General features: G+C 38.2%; 17 protein-coding genes. 8 read left to right on the plus strand and 9 right to left on the minus strand.

Annotation, left to right across the window (positions count from 1 at the left end; translation table 11 throughout):
* Nucleotides 1-135: 135 nt before the first annotated feature.
* The 3 genes from hemH to ACO1DI_RS16710 form a co-directional block, all read right to left on the minus strand.
* On the minus strand, nt 136-1,068 hold the full coding sequence (gene hemH / locus ACO1DI_RS16700; protein WP_339998431.1) for a ferrochelatase: 933 nt from the start codon (nt 1,066-1,068) through the stop codon (nt 136-138).
* A gap of 97 nt (nt 1,069-1,165) precedes the next feature.
* Nucleotides 1,166-2,209, minus strand: a complete 1,044-nt coding sequence (hemE, locus tag ACO1DI_RS16705; RefSeq protein WP_014461662.1) for a uroporphyrinogen decarboxylase — start codon at nt 2,207-2,209, stop codon at nt 1,166-1,168.
* Nucleotides 2,210-2,404: 195 nt separating this feature from the next.
* Nucleotides 2,405-4,534, minus strand: a complete 2,130-nt coding sequence (locus ACO1DI_RS16710) for a transglycosylase domain-containing protein (RefSeq protein WP_423145478.1) — start codon at nt 4,532-4,534, stop codon at nt 2,405-2,407.
* 185 nt (nt 4,535-4,719) lie between these two features.
* Between ACO1DI_RS16710 and ACO1DI_RS16715 the strand changes: the two genes are divergently transcribed.
* A complete protein-coding gene (locus ACO1DI_RS16715) occupies nt 4,720-5,226 on the plus strand; it encodes an antibiotic biosynthesis monooxygenase family protein (RefSeq protein WP_116740346.1) in 507 nt (168 codons plus the stop codon).
* A gap of 83 nt (nt 5,227-5,309) precedes the next feature.
* Complete coding sequence (locus ACO1DI_RS16720; protein WP_140451875.1) at nt 5,310-6,698, plus strand: hypothetical protein; 1,389 nt, start codon at nt 5,310-5,312, stop codon at nt 6,696-6,698.
* A 47-nt stretch (nt 6,699-6,745) separates the two neighbouring features.
* Here the strand turns inward: ACO1DI_RS16720 and ACO1DI_RS16725 are convergent, their stop codons facing one another.
* Complete coding sequence (locus ACO1DI_RS16725; RefSeq protein ID WP_014461666.1) at nt 6,746-7,411, minus strand: phosphatase PAP2 family protein; 666 nt, start codon at nt 7,409-7,411, stop codon at nt 6,746-6,748.
* Between the two features lie 224 nt (nt 7,412-7,635).
* On the opposite strand from ACO1DI_RS16725, the gene ACO1DI_RS16730 reads away from it, so the two are divergent.
* A complete protein-coding gene (locus ACO1DI_RS16730) occupies nt 7,636-8,844 on the plus strand; it encodes a M20 family metallopeptidase (RefSeq protein ID WP_042992343.1) in 1,209 nt (402 codons plus the stop codon).
* 112 nt (nt 8,845-8,956) lie between these two features.
* Nucleotides 8,957-9,676 carry an EcsC family protein gene (locus tag ACO1DI_RS16735; RefSeq protein ID WP_014461668.1) on the plus strand — a complete coding sequence of 240 codons (720 nt, stop codon included), beginning with the start codon at nt 8,957-8,959 and terminating at the stop codon, nt 9,674-9,676.
* A gap of 35 nt (nt 9,677-9,711) precedes the next feature.
* On the opposite strand, the gene ACO1DI_RS16740 is transcribed toward ACO1DI_RS16735, so the two are convergent.
* Entirely contained in the window at nt 9,712-10,917 is a 1,206-nt protein-coding gene (locus tag ACO1DI_RS16740) for an ABC transporter permease (protein WP_014461669.1), read from the minus strand.
* Complete coding sequence (locus ACO1DI_RS16745; RefSeq protein WP_013055321.1) at nt 10,910-11,653, minus strand: ABC transporter ATP-binding protein; 744 nt, start codon at nt 11,651-11,653, stop codon at nt 10,910-10,912. The genes ACO1DI_RS16740 and ACO1DI_RS16745 overlap by 8 nt, the downstream gene beginning before the upstream one ends.
* Nucleotides 11,654-12,343: 690 nt before the next feature.
* On the opposite strand from ACO1DI_RS16745, the gene ACO1DI_RS16750 reads away from it, so the two are divergent.
* Nucleotides 12,344-12,778 (plus strand): HIT family protein, encoded by a 435-nt coding sequence (locus tag ACO1DI_RS16750; protein WP_014461670.1) that lies wholly within the window; start codon nt 12,344-12,346, stop codon nt 12,776-12,778.
* Nucleotides 12,779-12,859: 81 nt separating this feature from the next.
* Here ACO1DI_RS16750 and ACO1DI_RS16755 read toward each other — a convergent pair whose 3' ends face one another.
* The 3 genes from ACO1DI_RS16755 to ACO1DI_RS16765 all read right to left on the minus strand — a co-directional run bounded on the left by ACO1DI_RS16755 (nt 12,860) and on the right by ACO1DI_RS16765 (nt 16,073).
* Nucleotides 12,860-14,755: an acyltransferase family protein gene (locus ACO1DI_RS16755; RefSeq protein WP_140451878.1), complete on the minus strand. Its 1,896-nt coding sequence runs from the start codon at nt 14,753-14,755 to the stop codon at nt 12,860-12,862.
* 302 nt (nt 14,756-15,057) lie between these two features.
* Nucleotides 15,058-15,501, minus strand: a complete 444-nt coding sequence (locus tag ACO1DI_RS16760; RefSeq protein WP_014461672.1) for a GNAT family N-acetyltransferase — start codon at nt 15,499-15,501, stop codon at nt 15,058-15,060.
* Nucleotides 15,502-15,518: 17 nt separating this feature from the next.
* Nucleotides 15,519-16,073: a PadR family transcriptional regulator gene (locus ACO1DI_RS16765; RefSeq protein ID WP_014461673.1), complete on the minus strand. Its 555-nt coding sequence runs from the start codon at nt 16,071-16,073 to the stop codon at nt 15,519-15,521.
* 253 nt (nt 16,074-16,326) lie between these two features.
* On the opposite strand from ACO1DI_RS16765, the gene serC reads away from it, so the two are divergent.
* The 3 genes from serC to ACO1DI_RS16780 all read left to right on the plus strand — a co-directional run bounded on the left by serC (nt 16,327) and on the right by ACO1DI_RS16780 (nt 19,004).
* A complete protein-coding gene (gene serC, locus ACO1DI_RS16770) occupies nt 16,327-17,424 on the plus strand; it encodes a 3-phosphoserine/phosphohydroxythreonine transaminase (protein WP_209368227.1) in 1,098 nt (365 codons plus the stop codon).
* 124 nt (nt 17,425-17,548) lie between these two features.
* Entirely contained in the window at nt 17,549-18,079 is a 531-nt protein-coding gene (locus tag ACO1DI_RS16775) for a tryptophan transporter (RefSeq protein WP_209368225.1), read from the plus strand.
* A gap of 529 nt (nt 18,080-18,608) precedes the next feature.
* Nucleotides 18,609-19,004 carry a YtxH domain-containing protein gene (locus tag ACO1DI_RS16780; protein WP_014461676.1) on the plus strand — a complete coding sequence of 132 codons (396 nt, stop codon included), beginning with the start codon at nt 18,609-18,611 and terminating at the stop codon, nt 19,002-19,004.
* The last annotated feature ends 38 nt before the right edge of the window (nt 19,005-19,042 follow it).

Genomic DNA, 19,042 nt, shown 5'->3' on the forward strand with positions numbered 1-19,042 from the left:
TATCATCGCCTTTTCTGTAAAATTCAATATAAAGAGAAGCGATTATGGAAGTCCATAGCTCGCTTCTTACTTTTCTCTATACTGATTATAAGTTACTTTTCGTCCCTATTCAACGTACAAAGCATCTATATTGACTTAACGAGCAATTCGCTTTAACACAACTGTAGCTAACCCATCGATAAATTCAGGCTGCGCATTCGGCATCTCAGGACGGTAATAATCAGCCCCAATTTCATCTGTCACCACTTTACATTCATAGTCGTTGTCATAAAGGACCTCTAAGTGGTCTGCGATAAATCCTACCGGGGTATATACGAACGATGTATAGCCTTTTTCTTCGTACAATTCTCTTGTTAAATCTTGTACATCAGGACCAATCCATGGCTCTGGCGTATTTCCAGCACTTTGCCAGCCAATTTCATAATGTTCAATACCGGCGGCTTGTGCAATTAAATCCGCTGTTTCTTGAAGCTGATTTGGATATGGATCGCCTGCTGCAATAATTTTTTCTGGCAAACTGTGCGCAGAAACAATCAATACGGCTTTTTTACGCTTCTCTTCGTCTATTAAATCAAACGTTTGTTTAACACGTGTAGCCCAGTACTGAATGAACTTTGGCTCATTGTACCAACTTTCTACGGAATGAATGATTGGTCCTCCTAATTTTTCAGCCGTTTCTTTAGCGCGTCCATTATAAGATTTCACGCTAAACGTTGAAAAGTGAGGTGCAAGCACAATGCTAACCGCTTCTTTAATTCCGTCTTTATGCATCGCTTCTACCGCATCTTCAACAAATGGTTCAATATGCTTTAAGCCGAGATACGCTTTAAATTCAATCTCATCCTGCACTTCATTCAAGCGCTTTTCCAAACTTTCCATTTGCTGTTGCGTAATTTTTGCAAGAGGTGAAATGCCCCCGATTGCTTCGTAGCGGTTTTGTAAATCTTCTAAGGCTTCCGGGGAAGGTTTACGTCCGCGGCGGATATGTGTATAGTAACGTTCAATATCTTCTTCTTTATATGGCGTTCCATACGCCATTACAAGTAATCCCATTACTTTTTTACTCATGTGTTCGACACCTCTTTGTTAGATTCAATACTTGTCTTCATTTTGCCATGAATAAAAAGAAAAATTCAAAGTTTAGCGCTCCAAATTATTTGACAATTTATTGTCTATTTGCAGAATATTCATGAATAAAGGCTGTTAAACGCTTCAACGTTTCCGGCTGAACCTGTGGAAAGACGCCGTGTCCCAAGTTAAAGATGTAACCAGGACTGGCCATCCCTTTATCTAATATCTCTGTTACACGTTCTTTAATAACTTCCCATGGAGCTAACAAAATAGCAGGATCTAAGTTTCCTTGCAGTGTTTTTGTTAAGCCTAATGCACGTGCTTCATCCAGCTGCGTTCGCCAATCCAATCCCACTACATCCAGCGGAAGATCATGCCATTCTTTTGCCAAATGACTTGCTCCTACTCCAAACATAATGAGCGGTACATTTTTTTCACGTAAAGAAGTGAAAATTCGCTCCATAACAGGTTTTATAAAGTAACGATAATCTGCTACATTTAAAGCACCTACCCAAGAATCAAAGATTTGAATGGCTTTTGCTCCAGCGTCAATTTGCGCTTTTACATATGTAATCGTCATATCTGCTAACTTATCCATTAGTGCAAACCATGCTTTAGGTTCGGTGTACATAAATGCTTTTGTTTTGTTGTAATTTTTTGAAGGTCCTCCTTCAATCATATAGCTTGCCACTGTAAAAGGAGCACCGGCAAAACCAATTAGAGGTACGTTTAACTGTTCTGTTGTTAACAGCTTAATCGTATCTAATACATACGGAACATCTTCTTCAGGCGTAATTTCTCCTAGTTTTTCTACGTCGCTTAAAGATTGAATTGGATTAGAAATGACGGGACCAATTCCTGACTTGATTTCAACATCCACTCCAATTGAAGGAAGCGGTGACATTATATCTTTATATAAAATAGCTGCATCCACTCCGTACTGTTCAACGGGCAGACGTGTTACATATGCCCCAAGCTCCGGCTGGTGAGTAATTTCAAATAGAGAGTACTTCTCTTTTAGTTTTCGGTATTCCGGCTGTGAACGCCCTGCTTGGCGCATATACCAAACCGGCACATGATCCGTTTTTTCCCCTCTACAGGCTTTTAAAAAAGTATCGTTAAACGTTCCTTGACTCATAATTTCCACCTTTCTCGATTGTCTTCCATTCGTGTTTTCTTCGATTAGACAGACAAGAATCAGCAAAGGAACATACAGGTTCCTCCACTGATTAAAGTTTCACGTTATATTCTCTACTTGTCACTATACCCATTTCTTTACGACTTGTATAGCCACCTGCTAAAAATGTCAAAAATTCGCCCTACTCTTCCTTTTTTATTGAAAAAGAGCAGGTGTTACTTCGTTGGATTTTTTTCCTTTTTGTTTTGTTTGGGAATTGTAAGGAACTACATAATAAGTAGGGCTGTCGAGCAAATTCACACGCTCTTTTTCAAATGCTCCTTTTCCCTTCACTTTGCCAATTACTTCGGCTTTATCTCCTTTTTTCTCATAAACATAATAAACAGCTCTTTTATCAGGTGAAGGTGTCCACGATAAATTTACCGTTAGCAAACCAAATGGATGAAAAGTTAATTCTTGCTTCAAGTCTTTAACCTGCTCTAAGCGTATTGGCTTTGGCAAATCTTTAATGCCTGATGGCTTTTGAAATGCAGCTTCATCGTAACCAGCTCTTGTTAGAATGTCTTTAAACAATAGAGTCGGATAAGAACTTCCTTGTGTTAAATAATGCTGGTTATTTGTAGAATCATATCCTATCCATACGCTTCCTACGACATCTGGCGTGTATCCCACAAACCAAGCATCTCTCGTGGCTCCTTTAACATTTGTATACGAAGTAGACCCTGTTTTTCCTGCTAATTCCCCTTTAAATTCTCCATTTTGTGCCGTTCCTTCTTGAACAACTCCTTGAAGCATTTTTGTCATATACCAAGCTGTTTGTTTTGAGAATACTTTGTGAGTTTCGGGAACAGCTTTTGCAATCACTTTGCCGTCTTGATCTTTTATTTCTTGAATGAAATACGGTTGGATGCTTTCCCCGTTTTCAGCAAATGCCCGGTACGCTCCTGCTAATTGAAGCGGTGTAATTCCTGCTTTTAATCCACCTAGAGCAACAGCAAGCCCTTTGTCGTCTAAAGGAATTCCTAGCTTTGTAAGATACTGCTTGCTTGTTTCAACTCCCAGCTGATTCAATGTCCAAACGGCAGCTGCGTTTTTAGAATCTTTTAGAGCATCGTACATTGTTACTTTTTTAGCATATTGGCCGTCTACATTTTTAGGTGTATATCCCCCGTAGCTTCTCAGCTTGTCTTGCAGCAAAGAATAAGGCTTGAATTGGCCTTCTTCTAATGCAGGGCCATAGACCGCAATAGGTTTCATGGTAGACCCTGGCTGTCTTTTGACATTTACGCGATTGAGCGATTTCTGTACATAATCTCGTCCTCCCATAACAGATAAAACTCCTCCGCTTTTGTTATCAACTAATACAAAAGCACCTTGGGCATTGTTATCTGTACCTGGAAAATAGCGATTTTCTTTCATCAGCTCGTATACGGCCTCTTGTACTTTTATATTCATCGGTACTTTGACCGTATAACCTCCGCGCAGAAGCTCATTGCTCGAAATGCTGTATTTGTTCTCTGCTTCTTGAATAACCATATCAATATAGGTTAAATACGCTGGATTTTTAGCCTGCTCCTTTATGTTCAACCCCAGCGTTCTTCCTTGCAAACGGACATTTTTTTCAGCTGATAAATAACCTGCTTTCTGCATGGCGTTTAACACAACATTTCTGCGTTCTATACTTTTTTCTGGGTGTAAAATAGGAGAATAAGAATTCGGCGCTTTTGGCAGTGCAGCGAGCAGTGCACCTTCTTCTACCGTTAATTCGGAGACGTCTTTATTGAAGTAAAGCTTGGATGCAGCTTGGATTCCATAGCCTCCGTGTCCAAAGTATATTTGGTTCAAATACATTTCAAGCAGCTTTTGCTTACTGTAACGCTGCTCCAAGTTAATGGCTACAACTACTTCTTTTGTTTTTCTAAGCAGGGTTTTATCATTCGATAAAAACACATTTTTAGCCAACTGCTGCGTTAAAGTACTTCCTCCTTCAACACTTCCTCCAGCCAATATATCTCGGTATAATGCTCGACCAATAGATTTGAAGTCAATTCCGTGATGTTCATAAAAACGGACATCTTCAATGGAAATAAATGCTTGTTGTACGTGCTTTGGAATCTTGTCAATTGAAACCAAATCCCGATTTTTTACGTAAAGCTTCGTCAACTCGTCTCCATTTTCGTCCACCAATCTCGTAGCCGAGTCCATGACGATCTTTTTCTCATCGATTACATAGTTTCCAAGAAACAAGATGATAATATATCCAATCAATCCTAATAGAAAAATTCCAGCTAAGGCAGCAATTGCGTATAAGCCTTTTTTGTACATAGTGCCACCCCTTTTCTTTCGCTAAACTTTTGATAATATGGAAAACAACTTCATCAATGTTTTACTTTACCATCTTCATTAGAAGTTCACAATTTTTGAATTTTTGTGTGTAAAATTTTATAATTTTAGTATGATTTACAATTGTAAATTGTATGCAATTCCCAATTAGAAAGGAAGTATAATCCATGAAGATATTTATTACTTACGGAACAGGCCCTTACCTTCAGAAGTTGATCGACGAACATCCGAGCGAACGTTTATTACTGCTTCACAAAGATGACGATCAATTTGCACTAGTTCACGAAACAGATGGAGATACAATTTTCAAAGAAGGACATGCTTATGAAGTATTAGATGCTTCTGGAGATCTTGCAGATAGCGGATTTGCTGTACTAAATAATATTTCAGTTACGGATGAAGGCCGCCCTTTGTTTGAACAGCGATTTAGCCAACGAGCTCGTTTAATTGAAAGTGAACCGGGTTTCTCCGCTATTCGTGTACTGCGTCCACTACAAAATGACACATACATTATCTTTACAGGATGGAAAGATGAAAGTTCATTTAGCGATTGGCAGTCTTCAAAAGCCTATAATGAAGCACACAAAAAACGCGGTACGTCAGAAGGCGTGGATCAGCAGCCATCGATTTTCTCTCGCCCTTCTTATGTGACCTCATACCACGTAGTTAAATAAGTAAACATCCTCCTATTAGGCGAGTATCACAATAGGCACAAACGTCATATTGTATACTACATCACCTATTGGGAGGAATTTTTATGGGCATAGAGCTTGGAGCTCTTCATTGGATGTATGTCCTTTTTATCGCCTTGATTATCGGCTTTATGATTATGCGGCGAGATACGAGTATCCTTTGTATACTGGGGATTTTTTTACTTTCCTTAACGGCTACTTCTTCGTTAAGCCACTCCGTCAGCGCTGTTTTTTCTAGCTTTATTTATGCCATTACAGAACTGCTTCCTACCATTTTAATTATTTCAATCATTGTATCCATGAGTAAAGTCTTAATGGCTACAGGAATAAATGAATCGATGATATCACCTTTTGCTCGCCTCATCAAAACACCTACTCTTGCCTATTGGGTTATCGGATTAGTGATGATGACAATCTCCTATTTTTTCTGGCCTTCTCCAGCCGTGGCTTTACTTGGAGCTGTGCTTTTACCAGTTGCCATCCGCGTAGGGCTTCCGGCTATAGGCGTAGCTGTAGCGATGAATTTATTCGGTCACGGCGTTGCGCTTTCAGGAGATTTCGTCATTCAAGCTGCCCCTAAGCTAACAGCTGATGCAGCAGGTCTTCCGGTTCACGAAGTTGTTCAGGCAAGTATCCCTCTTGTCATTGTGATGGGAGCCGTTACAACGATTTCTGCTTTTTACTTCCTAAAAAAAGATATGAAGCACAATAGAATTCAGGCTCAACCGACCATTTTAACAAGCAGCTCTTCCAACCAATCCACACCTCTTTCTCCTTCACTGCGCCGGGCCTTAGCCATTATAGTTCCCCTTTTCTTTGCTATAGACGTATGGGCAATGTTCGCTCTTCATTTACAGGGAGGAGACGCCACTGCTCTCGTTGGAGGTACAGCCCTATTTATTTTAGTAGTAGTTTCGCTTATTGCTCACAAAGGAAAAGGTCTCGAACAAACAACTTCCTACTTGATTGAAGGCTTGCAGTTTGGTTTTAAAGTGTTCGGTCCCGTTATTCCGATAGCCGCTTTTTTCTATTTAGGAGATGCTGGATTCACAGCAATCATTGGTGACTTTCTTCCAAAAGGATCACATGGACTTGTAAATGACCTAGGCGTTGCACTTGCTTCCACTGTGCCATTAACCGCACAGGTAGCTACTGTGACGATCACTGCGCTAGGAGCTATTACTGGATTAGATGGTTCAGGCTTTTCAGGTATTTCACTCGTAGGCTCTGTCTCTCATTTGTTTGCATCTGCTTTAGGTTCGGGCGCTGCCACCCTAACTGCTTTAGGGCAAATTGCTGCGATTTGGGTTGGGGGAGGCACGTTGATTCCATGGGCGCTGATTCCAGCTGCTGCGATTTGTGGAGTCAGTCCGTTTGAACTCGCCAGACGCAATTTAAAACCTGTAGCGATTGGATTAGTTGTTACAACGATTGTCGCAATGTTCCTAGTTTAAACAAAAGCCCCCTTCTTTTTATGAAGGGGGTCATATGTATATATTCGTTACATGCCTTTTGGAAACTCTTTTGCCGCTGACGGCCTTACATACGCATAAACAAGCGTATAGAAGAAAATGCCTACAATAAGCCACATAATCCCTAAGCTGTAGCCAGCTAAGACATCTGTTAAAAAATGTTCTCTTAATAGAATACGGCTCACACCTATTAATAAAACGATTAAAGTAATTGCAAGCTGATACCGCTTGGCTACCTTTTGACTGTTCATATGCTTTGTGAGAAAAAAGATAATCAGACCGTAGATAAGAATCCCCATCATCGCATGGCCGCTTGGAAAACTGTAGCCTTCAATGCCTTCAAGAGGACGTCCTCGTTCTACCGCATCTTTAACTGCTTTATTAATAATATCACCGCTTAAAATAAGTAAAAATGCCGATATCATACCGATATAGTCCTTTTTGAAAAATAAAAAAACGAGAAGTACGGCTAAAAGAACCATAATCATCACTTTTGAAGCTAAAAAAGACAGGCCGTGAAAAACAGATGACGCTGACTGAAGAATAGTGCTGTCATCTATAGCTGAAACAAGCCAGTGGTCTCCTTGAAAAGAATCTGTCGACACAGCAAACAACACTCCTAAAAAAACGAACCCCGCAACCCCAAACATCCAAATCAATTTTTTGTACAGAGATACAGTTTGTGAATCTACCATATCGTTACCTCCTATTATCTCATGAGAAAATTGGTAAAAAACTCATTCTTTATCCCTATTCCTCATCTTATGTATCTATTATGTATATAAAATATTTCATCATTCAATTACTTTTTTCAATAACAACGCTTACATTCTTTTCTTTTTTATAGATAATGATATAATGATTAAAATGTCAAAAAATTCAAAACTTTACTTAACTTATATAGAAAGGATATGGTCACGTGAATTCTAAGCTACATACTTTACTTGAAGAAAAATTTGATGAAATGGTTCAAATCCGCCGATATCTGCATCAGTATCCAGAACCGTCTTTTAAAGAATTTCAAACTGCTGCCTACATTCGGTCTTTTTATGACAAAATCGGTATTTCTTATCGAGCAAATGTAGGAGGAAATGGCATTGTAGCAAGTATTCAAGGAGGAAAACCTGGTCCTACTGTAGCTTTGAGAGCCGACTTTGATGCCCTTCCTATTCAAGATGAAAAAGATGTACCATATCAATCAACTGTTCCGGGCGTGATGCATGCTTGTGGTCACGATGGTCATACGGCTACTCTTTTAGTCCTTGCTAAAGCGCTTTTTGAAATAAGAGATTCTCTCCCTGGTAAAATCGTCTTCATTCATCAACACGCCGAAGAGTACGCTCCCGGAGGCGCCAAGTCCATGATTGAAGACGGATGCTTAGACGGTGTAGACGCAATATTCGGAACACATTTATGGTCATTAACTCCGACTGGTGTGATTCAATATCGAACGGGCCCTATTATGGCTGCTGCTGATCGCTTTGAAATTACGATCAAAGGAGCAGGCGGACACGGTGCACAGCCCCATAAAACAAAAGATTCAATCGTCATCGCCTCTCAGCTTGTTGTTAATTTACAGCAAATTGTAAGCAGACGTGTAAACCCAATTGATTCAGCGGTTGTGAGCATAGGTTCTTTTGTAGCAGAAAATGCCTTTAATATTATTGCTGATTCTGCTCGACTAATTGGAACGGTAAGAACATTTAATGAAGATGTACGAAACGATGTCGAAAAAGAAATCGAACGAATTGTCCAAGGTACGTGCTTAACAGCTGATGCTTCTTATGAGCTAAGTTATACGCGCGGCTATCCTTCCGTCGTCAACCACCCGGAAGAAACGGCCTTTCTTGCTTCTGCTGCTTCTCAAGTCGATGAAGTTCATACAGTTGAAGAAACAGAGCCTCACATGACCGGGGAAGATTTCTCTTATTATTTGCAGCATATTAAAGGAACGTTCTTTTTTACAGGAGCTCAGCCAGAAGGTGTAGATACTCCTTATCCTCATCATCATCCTAAATTTGATTTTAACGAAAAAGCAATGCTTATCGCAGCTAAAACGCTTGGTACAGCTGCTGTTGAGTATTTAAAAGAACAAGCTCATTTTAAAAACGTAATAAAAGCGAATTAATTATTCAGCAAGCATTCGTACAGATAAGCAGACGAGTGCTTGTTGTTTTATTTTAGGAACCTTTTTCTCACTTAAAACGTAGTATTTATATCGACTGAAATGAGGTGACTTTTTGAATACGTATGAAGAAAAAGTGTTACAAGAAGCTGAACATTGGAAATTCAGCATGTTGAAACGACCTTCTAAATTCCAAAGGACTGCAAAATCTTTACAACTTAAAATCAATGAAAAAATTCCTGCTAAAGTCCATAAGATTATGACTGAAAGCATAAAAAAAATGGTTGAAACCACGCTTGTTGGATCCGATTTCACCACTAAAAAAAGAGATGTCAGCGGTCTTTCATTTGAAGAAAAAGAGAAAAAAATTTTGGAGTTCATACCTAAGTATAAAAAAACAGCTGCTGTAGAAGGCGCTGGTACTGGTGCGGGAGGTCTCCTTTTAGGTGCAGCAGATTTCCCGCTTCTTCTTTCCATTAAAATGAAGTGCTTATTTGATATTGCCTCTACGTATGGTTTTGATGTAAAAGAAAAAGAAGAACGCATTTATATGCTGTATATTTTTCATCTTGCCTTTTGCAGCGAAGACCATAGAACGAAGCTGCTTGAAGTAATAGAAAGCTGGGAAGAAAAGAAAGAGGAACTTCTTGAGCTCGATTGGAAAGCTTTTCAACAAGAATACCGCGATTACATTGATGTTGTGAAAATGTTTCAGCTGATGCCGGGAATTGGAGCAGTTGTAGGTGCGTATGCCAATTATCAGCTTCTTGATCATCTCACAAAAGTAGCGATGAACGTCTATCGCTTTCGAATATTATCTTCGTCTCAAAAGTAGTCTAAAAACGTAAAAAAGCTCCATTCGGAGCTTTTTTACGTTAATTTTTTATTTACATATGCATTTACAAATAAGTGAATAAATATAGCACCTGCTGCCACGGAAAGCAGTGCAGCAACTATATTAGAAAAAGCCACCACTATGGCGAGCACAAGAATTTGTACATACAGCGCTTTTTTCCATACGTCCAAAAATGCCCTTTTTCGTTCTTTAGCTTCGACTGGATAAAGAGAAAGCCATAAAATTTGCTTGTGCTGCTTCCAAAGCGGGAGTAATTGAAAACCCGTCATGTATACAACAAATAAAACAACCACTATATTCCCGTATTGAAACGGCGCAGCTACAATTAAAAATCCGCCAATGACAGTTAAGCGAACGAGCAAACTTAAATAATCTCCTGATCGCAAAAATGTTCTGGTGTACAAGTAATGGTAAGTGGCATTTTGACGAAATGGAATACGTGCTAAGAGCCAATCTAAATATCTACGGCGTTTGATTCGTTCTTTTACTTGTGGAACATCCGTAAATAAATTAGCTAATCGATAAAAATAGCCCATGCGCTTTTCTTCTAAGTCAATTAGCTTTTCCCATTTAATCGGCTTTCTTTTTGTAAGCGAGCGATAATAAATGGCTAGCGCAATCATAATTACCGCTACGATTCCTGTAAAGAATGCGTATGCATGCGAAAATAAGAAATACGTAAAAACTGCATTCAAGAAAAACCTGACGATATAATCTGTCCACTTCGCCCACTTTTCTTCAAACCATACGGCCCACCAAGACATGCCTAAGTTTACAACTTTCAGAATGAGTAATAGCAGAAAAAACACAAAAACGTTTGAGTAAGAATCGTGCATTACCTTTACTTGAAGAGGTGCTGCTGCACCAGTTGCAAATAATAAAATATAAAGCTGAATCGTAAAGGTAAACCAAAAAGATTTTTTAAAATAAGGCTGCAGCTTCGTCTCCAAAGGAAGTAAAAAGACTAAATCAGGTCGTTTTAAAAACGTTTGAATTTGACCCATGGTTAAAATCAATCCCATAAGTATCGCAATCACTACAGCCGAAGGAAACGCAGGTGTTAATGTACTCAGCCACTGTTGATAATAGTAGGCTAAACCGCCAATCGCAAAAATTAACACTAATTTAATGTGGTCATTTAAGATATATTTTGTATATCTTCTTACATCCACTAAATATTGCTGAAATCGTTGCTTCCATAATGCATCAATCTTACTCATAGCCTTCTTCCTTTGTTAATTCAATATAAATTTCATCAAGAGTAGCATTGCGCATCTGAAATTCTTCTTGAAGATCTTTAAGCGTTCCTTGCGCTCTTACTTCTCCGTTATGTAAAATAACAAATTTATCGCAGTAGCGTTCCGCGGTCGCCAAAATGTGTGTGGACATTAAAATGCCTGCGCCTTGCTTTTTCATATCCGTCATCAAATCAAGTAAAGATTGAATACCAAGCGGGTCTAAACCTAAAAAAGGTTCATCAATAATATAAAGAGACGGCTGAACCAAAAAAGCGCACATAATCATAACCTTCTGCTTCATTCCTTTTGAAAAATGCGCAGGGAACCATTTTAACTTCCGGTCTAAACGAAATTCTTTTAAAAGCGGCTGCAGACGTGCTTCATATGTTTGAGGCTCAAGTCCATAAGCCATAGCTGTCATATCTAAATGTTCTTTTAATGTTAATTCATCGTATAGCACCGGAGTTTCTGGAATAAACGTAAACTGACTTCGATAACCTGTTGGGTCTTGTTGAAAGGTTTTATTATTAATGGATACACTTCCTTTTTTTGCTTCCATTAATCCAATGATATGTTTAATCGTTGTACTTTTTCCGGCTCCGTTTAACCCGATTAACCCAACTAATTCACCTGCATTTACATCAAACGATACATCTTTTAAGACGGGAGTTTTTGTATATCCCCCTGTAATATTGTTAATTTGCAATAAAGAACCCATCACGATCTCCTTTTATTTGTTCTTTTTTGTCTAAAAGCGCAAGCGCTATTTGCTCTATTGTACCAAATCTTTTTCGTCCTCACATCGTTTTCAATTCTTTTCGGTTAATTTTTCCAGAATATAATCGAAATATCGGGACATTCTATATAGGGAAGAAGGAAAACAAGTTATTGATTACAACTAATCATTACAAAGCTTCTTACATTTGGGATGAGGTGTCTACAGCAGGCATATTTCAGAAAACCTTATTGTAAATCGATGTATGTTTGATTCATAAGGGGATGGTAGTCATGAACGTAGTAAGAATATATATAATGGGTAGACAATAATGTTCATTTATTACTGTGTAAATGAGGTGTTTGTCAAAGACCAAGAACGATTTCGTTCACATTGTATATTTTTTAGCTCAATGCTTAAATGAGGTGTTTGTTAAAGAGAATATACTTTTTCAAGTGACTGTTTCATTAGGCAATGCAATTACGTAAATGAGGTGTTCCTTAAAGATCATATGCTGCATTAAAAGCTATTTTTTCCTTCTTCACATGACGGGATGCATAATCGTTTGCATCCCGTTTTTGTGTATAAAATGCCAGTAGCTATTTCTTGCCTACTGATTGCATTTCTACTTTGTGGTAAAATAAACGTACATGTATACCCATACATTTATATTGGTAACGGAAGGTGAACATAATGAGCACACATGATGAAAACTGTATTTTTTGCAAAATTATTCGCGGTGAAATCCCAGGTGCAAAAGTATTTGAAAATGAACATGTATTAGCTTTTTTAGACATTAGTCAAGTAACAAAAGGTCATACGCTGGTGATTCCAAAAGTACATAAAAAAGACATTCACGAACTAACGCCGGAAATTGCGCGCAATTTGTTTGAAGTGGTTCCTCAAATCGCAAATGCAATTAAAGAAACATACAGCCCAATCGGCTTAAACATCTTAAATAATAATGGTGAAAAAGCTGGTCAATCCGTGTTTCATTATCATATGCACATTATTCCTCGCTACGGGGAAGGCGATGGCTTTGGCGCGGTATGGAAAGAGCATACAAGCGAATACACGCCTGAAAAACTTCAAGAAATCGCTGGCAATATTTCTTCTCGCCTTTCTTGAAACAAAAAAAGCTTACACATGTAAGCTTTTTTTGTTTTATCTATTGTTTATAATATAAAATTCAATGCTTTCTCTCGCTCATTATGAAGGATTTTCTGCCTTCACTTCTAAATTCATGCGATCTTCAATTAATTTTGTTAATGCTCTTGATCCTTCCGGCACCAAATGTACACCGTCTGATGTAAAGTATTCAGGGTGCTTAGAAGCCTCAGAGTACCAATCAACGAGCGTGACGTGATCAAACTTTTCAGAAGCAGCTTTCAAGTTCTTGTTCACGGTGCTTTCCCAAGAACGGGGAACGCGCGTATTTACTAAATAAACATCCGCGTGTGAAAAAGCTTTTAACAGTTGTTCAAGTTCTTCATTTGTAAAATAGCCGTTTGTTCCCAACTCAATAATCACTGCGCTGTTCGGATTATTAAACGCTTGATAACTAGGAGTTAGCTGCAGCGCTTCATTAAGCTGCCTTCCTACTTTTCCATCAATCGTAATACTAAGCGGCATTTCTTTAAGATTAGGAGCAATATCCAGCATGACCGAGTCTCCAATCGCAAGAACATCTCTGTAAGAATTCGGCTGCTGCTTTTCTTTTGCATGCGATTTTTCTTCCCCGGAACTCTTTTCAGCGCTTTCTGCTTTTTTATCATCCGCTTTGTTCTTATCTTTGACAGAAGTTGAAGCATTTTCTTTATGATTCGTTTGAATCTTAACCTCTGTCTCTTTTGCTGCCGTTTCATCCTTTTGTTGCGTACTAATAGCAAAGCTTGTCATATCCGCTGTAAACAACGCCAAAAAGAAAATGAGACTGCCCAAAACCGCTTGTCTCGAACGAGAGAGATTACGCCATTTAAAAAGCTCTCTCGGATGGTAGTGCCGGAAATAATAGCGAAAGCCGCGTGTACGGATAGGCACCTCGATGTAACGGTACGAAAGTTCAGCAATGATAAACGTAAGTCCTACTTGTAACAGCGCATGCCAATAGACCGGGCGGCCAATCTCGGCTACAGGCGTTGTAAGAACAATAACCGGATAATGCCACAAATAGATACCGTATGATCTAGTACCAAGCCAGCGAAGCGGTTTAAACGACAGAGCTTTTCCTAAAAAACTACTAGGATGACTAATCGTTGCAACCAGTACAGCAGCGTTTAAACAAATCAGCAGCATCCCACCTTGATAAAGAAAAGATGCATGCGTATATTCATCAACGCTCCATACGCAGAGAATAAATACAAAGAAACTCACCATACTTACCGCGTTTAATACTTGCTTGCCTACAGCTGGAAGATTTTTTGATGATAAACGATACATCGGCCAGACAAATGCAAGTAAACAGCCGATTAAAAGGGCAAACAGCCGAGTATCGGTTCCATAATAAATGCGGCTAGGATCCCCTCCTGGCTCATATAAAAAAGACATTAGAATAGCTGAGGCCATTACTCCAGCTAAAATGAATAGAGAAAGAATTCCTCTCTTTTTGATAAATTTTAAACCTAATAATAAAACAAGTGGCCACACAATATAAAACTGCTCTTCAATAGCAAGTGACCATAAGTTCTTTAATGGTGAAGGTGACCCAAAACTATCAAAATATGAAACTTTATGAAAAATAAACCACCAGTTACTCATATAAAAAATAGACGATAATGCATCGCCTCGTAGCGTTGTTAACAATGGCCGGTTAAATAAAATAACCCACGCTGCGGTTAATACTACCATCACATACACAGCTGGAAGAAGTCTTCTCGTTCGGCTGATCCAAAAATGTTTCAAATTTTTTAAAGGATTTTCCCAAGATTGCACCAGTAAAATCGAAGTAATTAAATACCCTGACAATACAAAGAAAACGTCAACCCCTAGAAATCCTCCAGATGCCCATCCAAAGCCTAAGTGATAAGCCATCACAGCCATGACAGCAAAAGCCCGAAGTCCGTCCAAACTATATATATACCTATTTTTCTTTTCTTTTGCACTCATGAAAATGCCTCCAAGCAATATGTACAACAAATTTCTTTTTCAATAAATATTAAGAATATTACGTAATTGTTACATTTTTGTTACAAAAATCATTATATACAATATTATTACTTTCTTCAATATATCACTTACTGAAAATCAAAGAATAAGTAAAAAGAAACAAATTCATTATCTATCTTATTCATAAATTACTAATTTAGTAGTAGTCATATCGATTCTATCTGCGTGCCACTAAACCCTACACGTTTCTTTCACCTTACCCGTTTTAAAAATAGAAAAACTTCACACAATTGGTGAAGTTTCTAAGGTGTCTTTAGCATATCTACGTGTGGGAGTCCTTCATCTGAATAAATATCGGAAATAGGTCTAAAACCAAACGATTCATAAAATGTTTGAAGTCTACTTTGAGCTTGAATTTTAATTGTCTTCTCGTGCAATTGATTTTCTAGAAAATCAATTCCTCTTGCTACTAGTTCTCTTCCAAGGCCTGTACCGCGCTGTGCTTGTTTTACAATAATGCGCCCAAGAGAAGCTTCCCGATAGCTAATTCCTTTTGGTAAAACTCTAAGGTATGCAATAATTTCCTCATTCTCTTTTTTGAACAAGTGATAAGCCAGTTTGTCTTTTCCATCTACTTCTAAGTAAGCACACTTCTGTTCGACAACAAAAATAGCGGTGCGAACCTGTAGAATTTCATAAAGCTCCTCGTTTGTCAGCTCTTGAAATGATTTTATGCACCAAGTCATGATCCGCTCACCTTTTCCTATTGTTCTTTTTCAATTAAATTCAGCGTACGTTCAAGCCAATTGATATAGCTTGTCTCCCTGTCTTGAGCGCGAGAAAGCACCAAATAATGACCAAATTGAGGAGATGAAACGGTAATGTGATGATTAACTTGTTCCAAAAGGTCATCCATTCGTTTCTTTAAAAAAGTTAGCTTCACTTTCCTGCTTGATAGTTGATTATCTATTTGTTGCTTTAATTCTTCTATTGACATGGATGAAGCAAAATAAGCTTTTAACATAAATTCATCTTTAGTTGTTTCAGGAATAGGATCAATTGTAGTGAGCCACTTGCTTAGCTCGCCTCTTCCTTCTTCCGTTATCGAATACATCTTTTTTTCTAATTTCTTGCCTTGAATCACGGTTTCATAGCGAATAAATCCCTCTTCTGTTAATCGCTTTAACTCGGGATAAATCTGGCTGTGCTTAGCACTCCAAAAATTGCCGACCTCTTCTTTAAAAAGTCTGGTAATGTCATACCCGCTGAGCTCCTTCTGATCTAAGAGCCCTAATATTGCATATTTTAATACTCTCATTCTGTTCCTCCACATTATTTCTTCCATCAGTATAGCATATAAACATTTCATTTACATGTTTGCCAAAACATGTTTGTGTATACTTTTTATTTATCTTTTTTCTATTATTTTCTCTTTACAGATTAATTTAAATTTTTGAAAAGTTACCTCCACAATCAATGGTTTTCATGATAGTATAATGATATTCTTTCTGACATCAGTCATTAGCCATTTTGTATGATGAGTGTTCGAACTAATTTGAGGAGGAATTAATGTGATTACGTTAAACAGAGCTTATAATTTTAATGCAGGTCCGTCTGCGCTTCCCCTACCTGTCTTACAACTTGCTCAAGAGGAGCTAGTTAATTTTAAAAATACGGGTATGTCTGTGATGGAATTATCACATCGCAGCAAAGAGTTTGAAGATGTATTAACACATGCTAAAGAAACACTCACGGAATTGCTTAACATTCCAGATACACATGAAATTTTATTCCTGCAGGGTGGAGCAAGCCTGCAATTCTCTATGATTCCAATGAACTTTTTAGCTCCTGATCAAGTCGGGGCATATGTGCTAACGGGATCATGGTCAGAAAAAGCGTTAAAAGAAGCAAAAAAACTTGGGAAAACAGCAGTTGTTGCTTCTACTAAAGAAGAGAACTATCGCTCTATTCCAGCTTTAGATGATGTAAAGCTTCCAAAAGAAGAGATTGGATACTTGCATATTACGTCCAACAATACCATTTTTGGTACACAATGGGCTGACTACCCTTCTATTGAAGGAGTAGACTTAATTGCTGACATGTCAAGCGACATTCTTTGCCGTCAAATTGATGTATCTAAGTTCTCACTCATTTATGCTGGTGCTCAGAAAAACCTCGGACCATCTGGTGTCACAGTTGTCATTTTGAAGAAAGAATTGCTTAAACGTATTCCTGAGGGCTTACCAACAATGCTGAATTACGAGACACACGTAAAGAGCAACTCCCTTTACAACACTCCTCCAACGTTTGGTATTTATATGCTTTCACTTGTTTTAGATTGGATTAAAGAACAAGGTGGCGTTAAAGCAATTGAAGCTCAAAATCATAAAAAAGCTAAGTTACTCTACTCAAGCATGGAACGTTCAAGCGGTTTCTATACTCCTCATGCTACTGAGGAAAGCCGATCAATTATGAACGTAACGTTTACTTTACCAAACGATGAGTTAACCGCTGCGTTTTTACAGCAAGCAAAAGAAAAAGGCTTTGTAGGATTAGCTGGACACCGTTCAATCGGGGGATGCCGAGCTTCTATTTACAATGCTGTACCGTTTGAAGCGTGTGAAGCTCTTGCCGTCTTTATGGATGAGTTTGCGCAGGCAAACGCGTAATTGGCAGAATTAGCTGATTCTTTTTTCATATAAATATGTTATAATTAGTATGTAAATATATGCAATGGGCATAGACGCACTATTGGTATATTTCGAGCTTAGCTTAGAAGAGGAGAGATGAGAAATGAATACAAAAGTTTTAGTTTCTTTAGCGTTATTAGTCGGAATTGGAGCGGTTCTCCACACGGTGGTACCTCCTATTTTATTTGGAATGAAGCCAGATATGATGTTAACGATGATGTTTTTAGCAATCCTGTTGTTTCCTAGCGTAAAAAATGTTGCATTGGTTAGCTTAACCACAGCGGTTATTTCTGCTTTAACAACAAGCTTTCCTGGCGGACAAATTGCAAACTTGATTGATAAACCAATTACAGCATTTATTTTCTTTGCATTATTTATGCTTGTGAAAAAAGCAACAGGCATGAAAACACCAGTTGCCGCTGCTTTAACAGCCGTTGGCACGCTCGTATCAGGGACCGTATTCTTGTCAGCTGCCGCGCTAATCGTCGGCTTACCGGGCGGAAATAGCGTCATGGCACTTGTTGCTGCAGTTGTATTACCTGCAACAGTAGTAAATACAATTGTAATGGTCGTTATTTATCCAATTGTTCAATCCGTTCTAAAACGCACAAGCATCAAAGCAAAATTATCGTAACGTCAAGAGCCTGATTTAGTTAAGAATCAGGCTCTTTTTTTACACTAAAAGCTAAGGTCCGCCAAGCTTGGCGGACCTTTAAATAAAAGTTGATGATTTTTTTTGCGACAACCTACAGTTTGAACTTTACCTTTTTATTTAATAAAAGATGGTACAGTTCTTTCACTTAAATTTCATTTGCAGCTAATACAATACGTATGAAGACTTACTATGTAATAAAGGTTTAAGTTCTCCATCCTAGGTTACATAATAAAGTATAAGTGCCACGAAAAAACTCGCAAAAGCCACTGTTGCACATGTAAGAGACTTTTGTTTAAGAACATGTTTAGGTGGATATGAGGCCGTTCTAGTCGTAAGGCTAAACCATTTAAAAGCAGCCAGAAAAAAACTCAGGCTGATCATCAAAAGAATGAATAAAGCTATCCCATGTTGATAACCTCCTTCTTTTGTATAAATCTATGCTATTTTTTTATGATTATGTCAGAAGGAAGTGTTAGCAATTACTTTACTACATAGGAGGAAATAAACAATGAGTAGAATAAAAAAACTAGCAGCTGGAGCAGCAATCGGAAGCACCGTAGCTGCTATTACAACGCTTCTTGTTACTCCATATTCAGGACGAGAACTTAAGGAGCGTGTAAGTTCCCGAAAAGACCGAGTTAACGCTTCGCAACAAGAGCTCTCAACAAAAATAAAAGCTGTTTCTCAACAAGTACAAATGACCGCCAGAGAAGGAAATACTATAGTGAAAAATATCGCAAGTGACCTTTCTAATACCATTGGTCAGTTTAAAGAAGAAATTGTCCCTCATAAGGAATCCATTCAGCATCATTTGAAAGAAATCCAAAATTCTTTGTCAAACCTAGAAGAACATGTACAGACAACTAAAAATCCCAATGAAAAAATTGACAAAAAAGAAGGTTAAAACGCCTTCTTTTTTAATTTTTTAAAATTTTGTAAATT

It is taken from the genome of Priestia sp. 40 (assembly GCF_049368575.1).
GTDB lineage: Bacteria > Bacillota > Bacilli > Bacillales > Bacillaceae_H > Priestia > Priestia zanthoxyli.

Coding starts and splice junctions, on each gene's coding strand:
- hemH (WP_339998431.1), bottom strand. CDS start 1,068: ATGAGTAAAAAAGTAATGGGATTACTTGTAATGGCGTATGGAACGCCA.
- hemE (WP_014461662.1), bottom strand. CDS start 2,209: ATGAGTCAAGGAACGTTTAACGATACTTTTTTAAAAGCCTGTAGAGGG.
- ACO1DI_RS16710 (WP_423145478.1), bottom strand. CDS start 4,534: ATGTACAAAAAAGGCTTATACGCAATTGCTGCCTTAGCTGGAATTTTT.
- ACO1DI_RS16715 (WP_116740346.1), top strand. CDS start 4,720: ATGAAGATATTTATTACTTACGGAACAGGCCCTTACCTTCAGAAGTTG.
- ACO1DI_RS16720 (WP_140451875.1), top strand. CDS start 5,310: ATGGGCATAGAGCTTGGAGCTCTTCATTGGATGTATGTCCTTTTTATC.
- ACO1DI_RS16725 (WP_014461666.1), bottom strand. CDS start 7,411: ATGGTAGATTCACAAACTGTATCTCTGTACAAAAAATTGATTTGGATG.
- ACO1DI_RS16740 (WP_014461669.1), bottom strand. CDS start 10,917: ATGAGTAAGATTGATGCATTATGGAAGCAACGATTTCAGCAATATTTA.
- ACO1DI_RS16745 (WP_013055321.1), bottom strand. CDS start 11,653: ATGGGTTCTTTATTGCAAATTAACAATATTACAGGGGGATATACAAAA.
- ACO1DI_RS16750 (WP_014461670.1), top strand. CDS start 12,344: ATGAGCACACATGATGAAAACTGTATTTTTTGCAAAATTATTCGCGGT.
- ACO1DI_RS16755 (WP_140451878.1), bottom strand. CDS start 14,755: ATGAGTGCAAAAGAAAAGAAAAATAGGTATATATATAGTTTGGACGGA.
- ACO1DI_RS16760 (WP_014461672.1), bottom strand. CDS start 15,501: ATGACTTGGTGCATAAAATCATTTCAAGAGCTGACAAACGAGGAGCTT.
- ACO1DI_RS16765 (WP_014461673.1), bottom strand. CDS start 16,073: ATGAGAGTATTAAAATATGCAATATTAGGGCTCTTAGATCAGAAGGAG.
- ACO1DI_RS16775 (WP_209368225.1), top strand. CDS start 17,549: ATGAATACAAAAGTTTTAGTTTCTTTAGCGTTATTAGTCGGAATTGGA.
- ACO1DI_RS16780 (WP_014461676.1), top strand. CDS start 18,609: ATGAGTAGAATAAAAAAACTAGCAGCTGGAGCAGCAATCGGAAGCACC.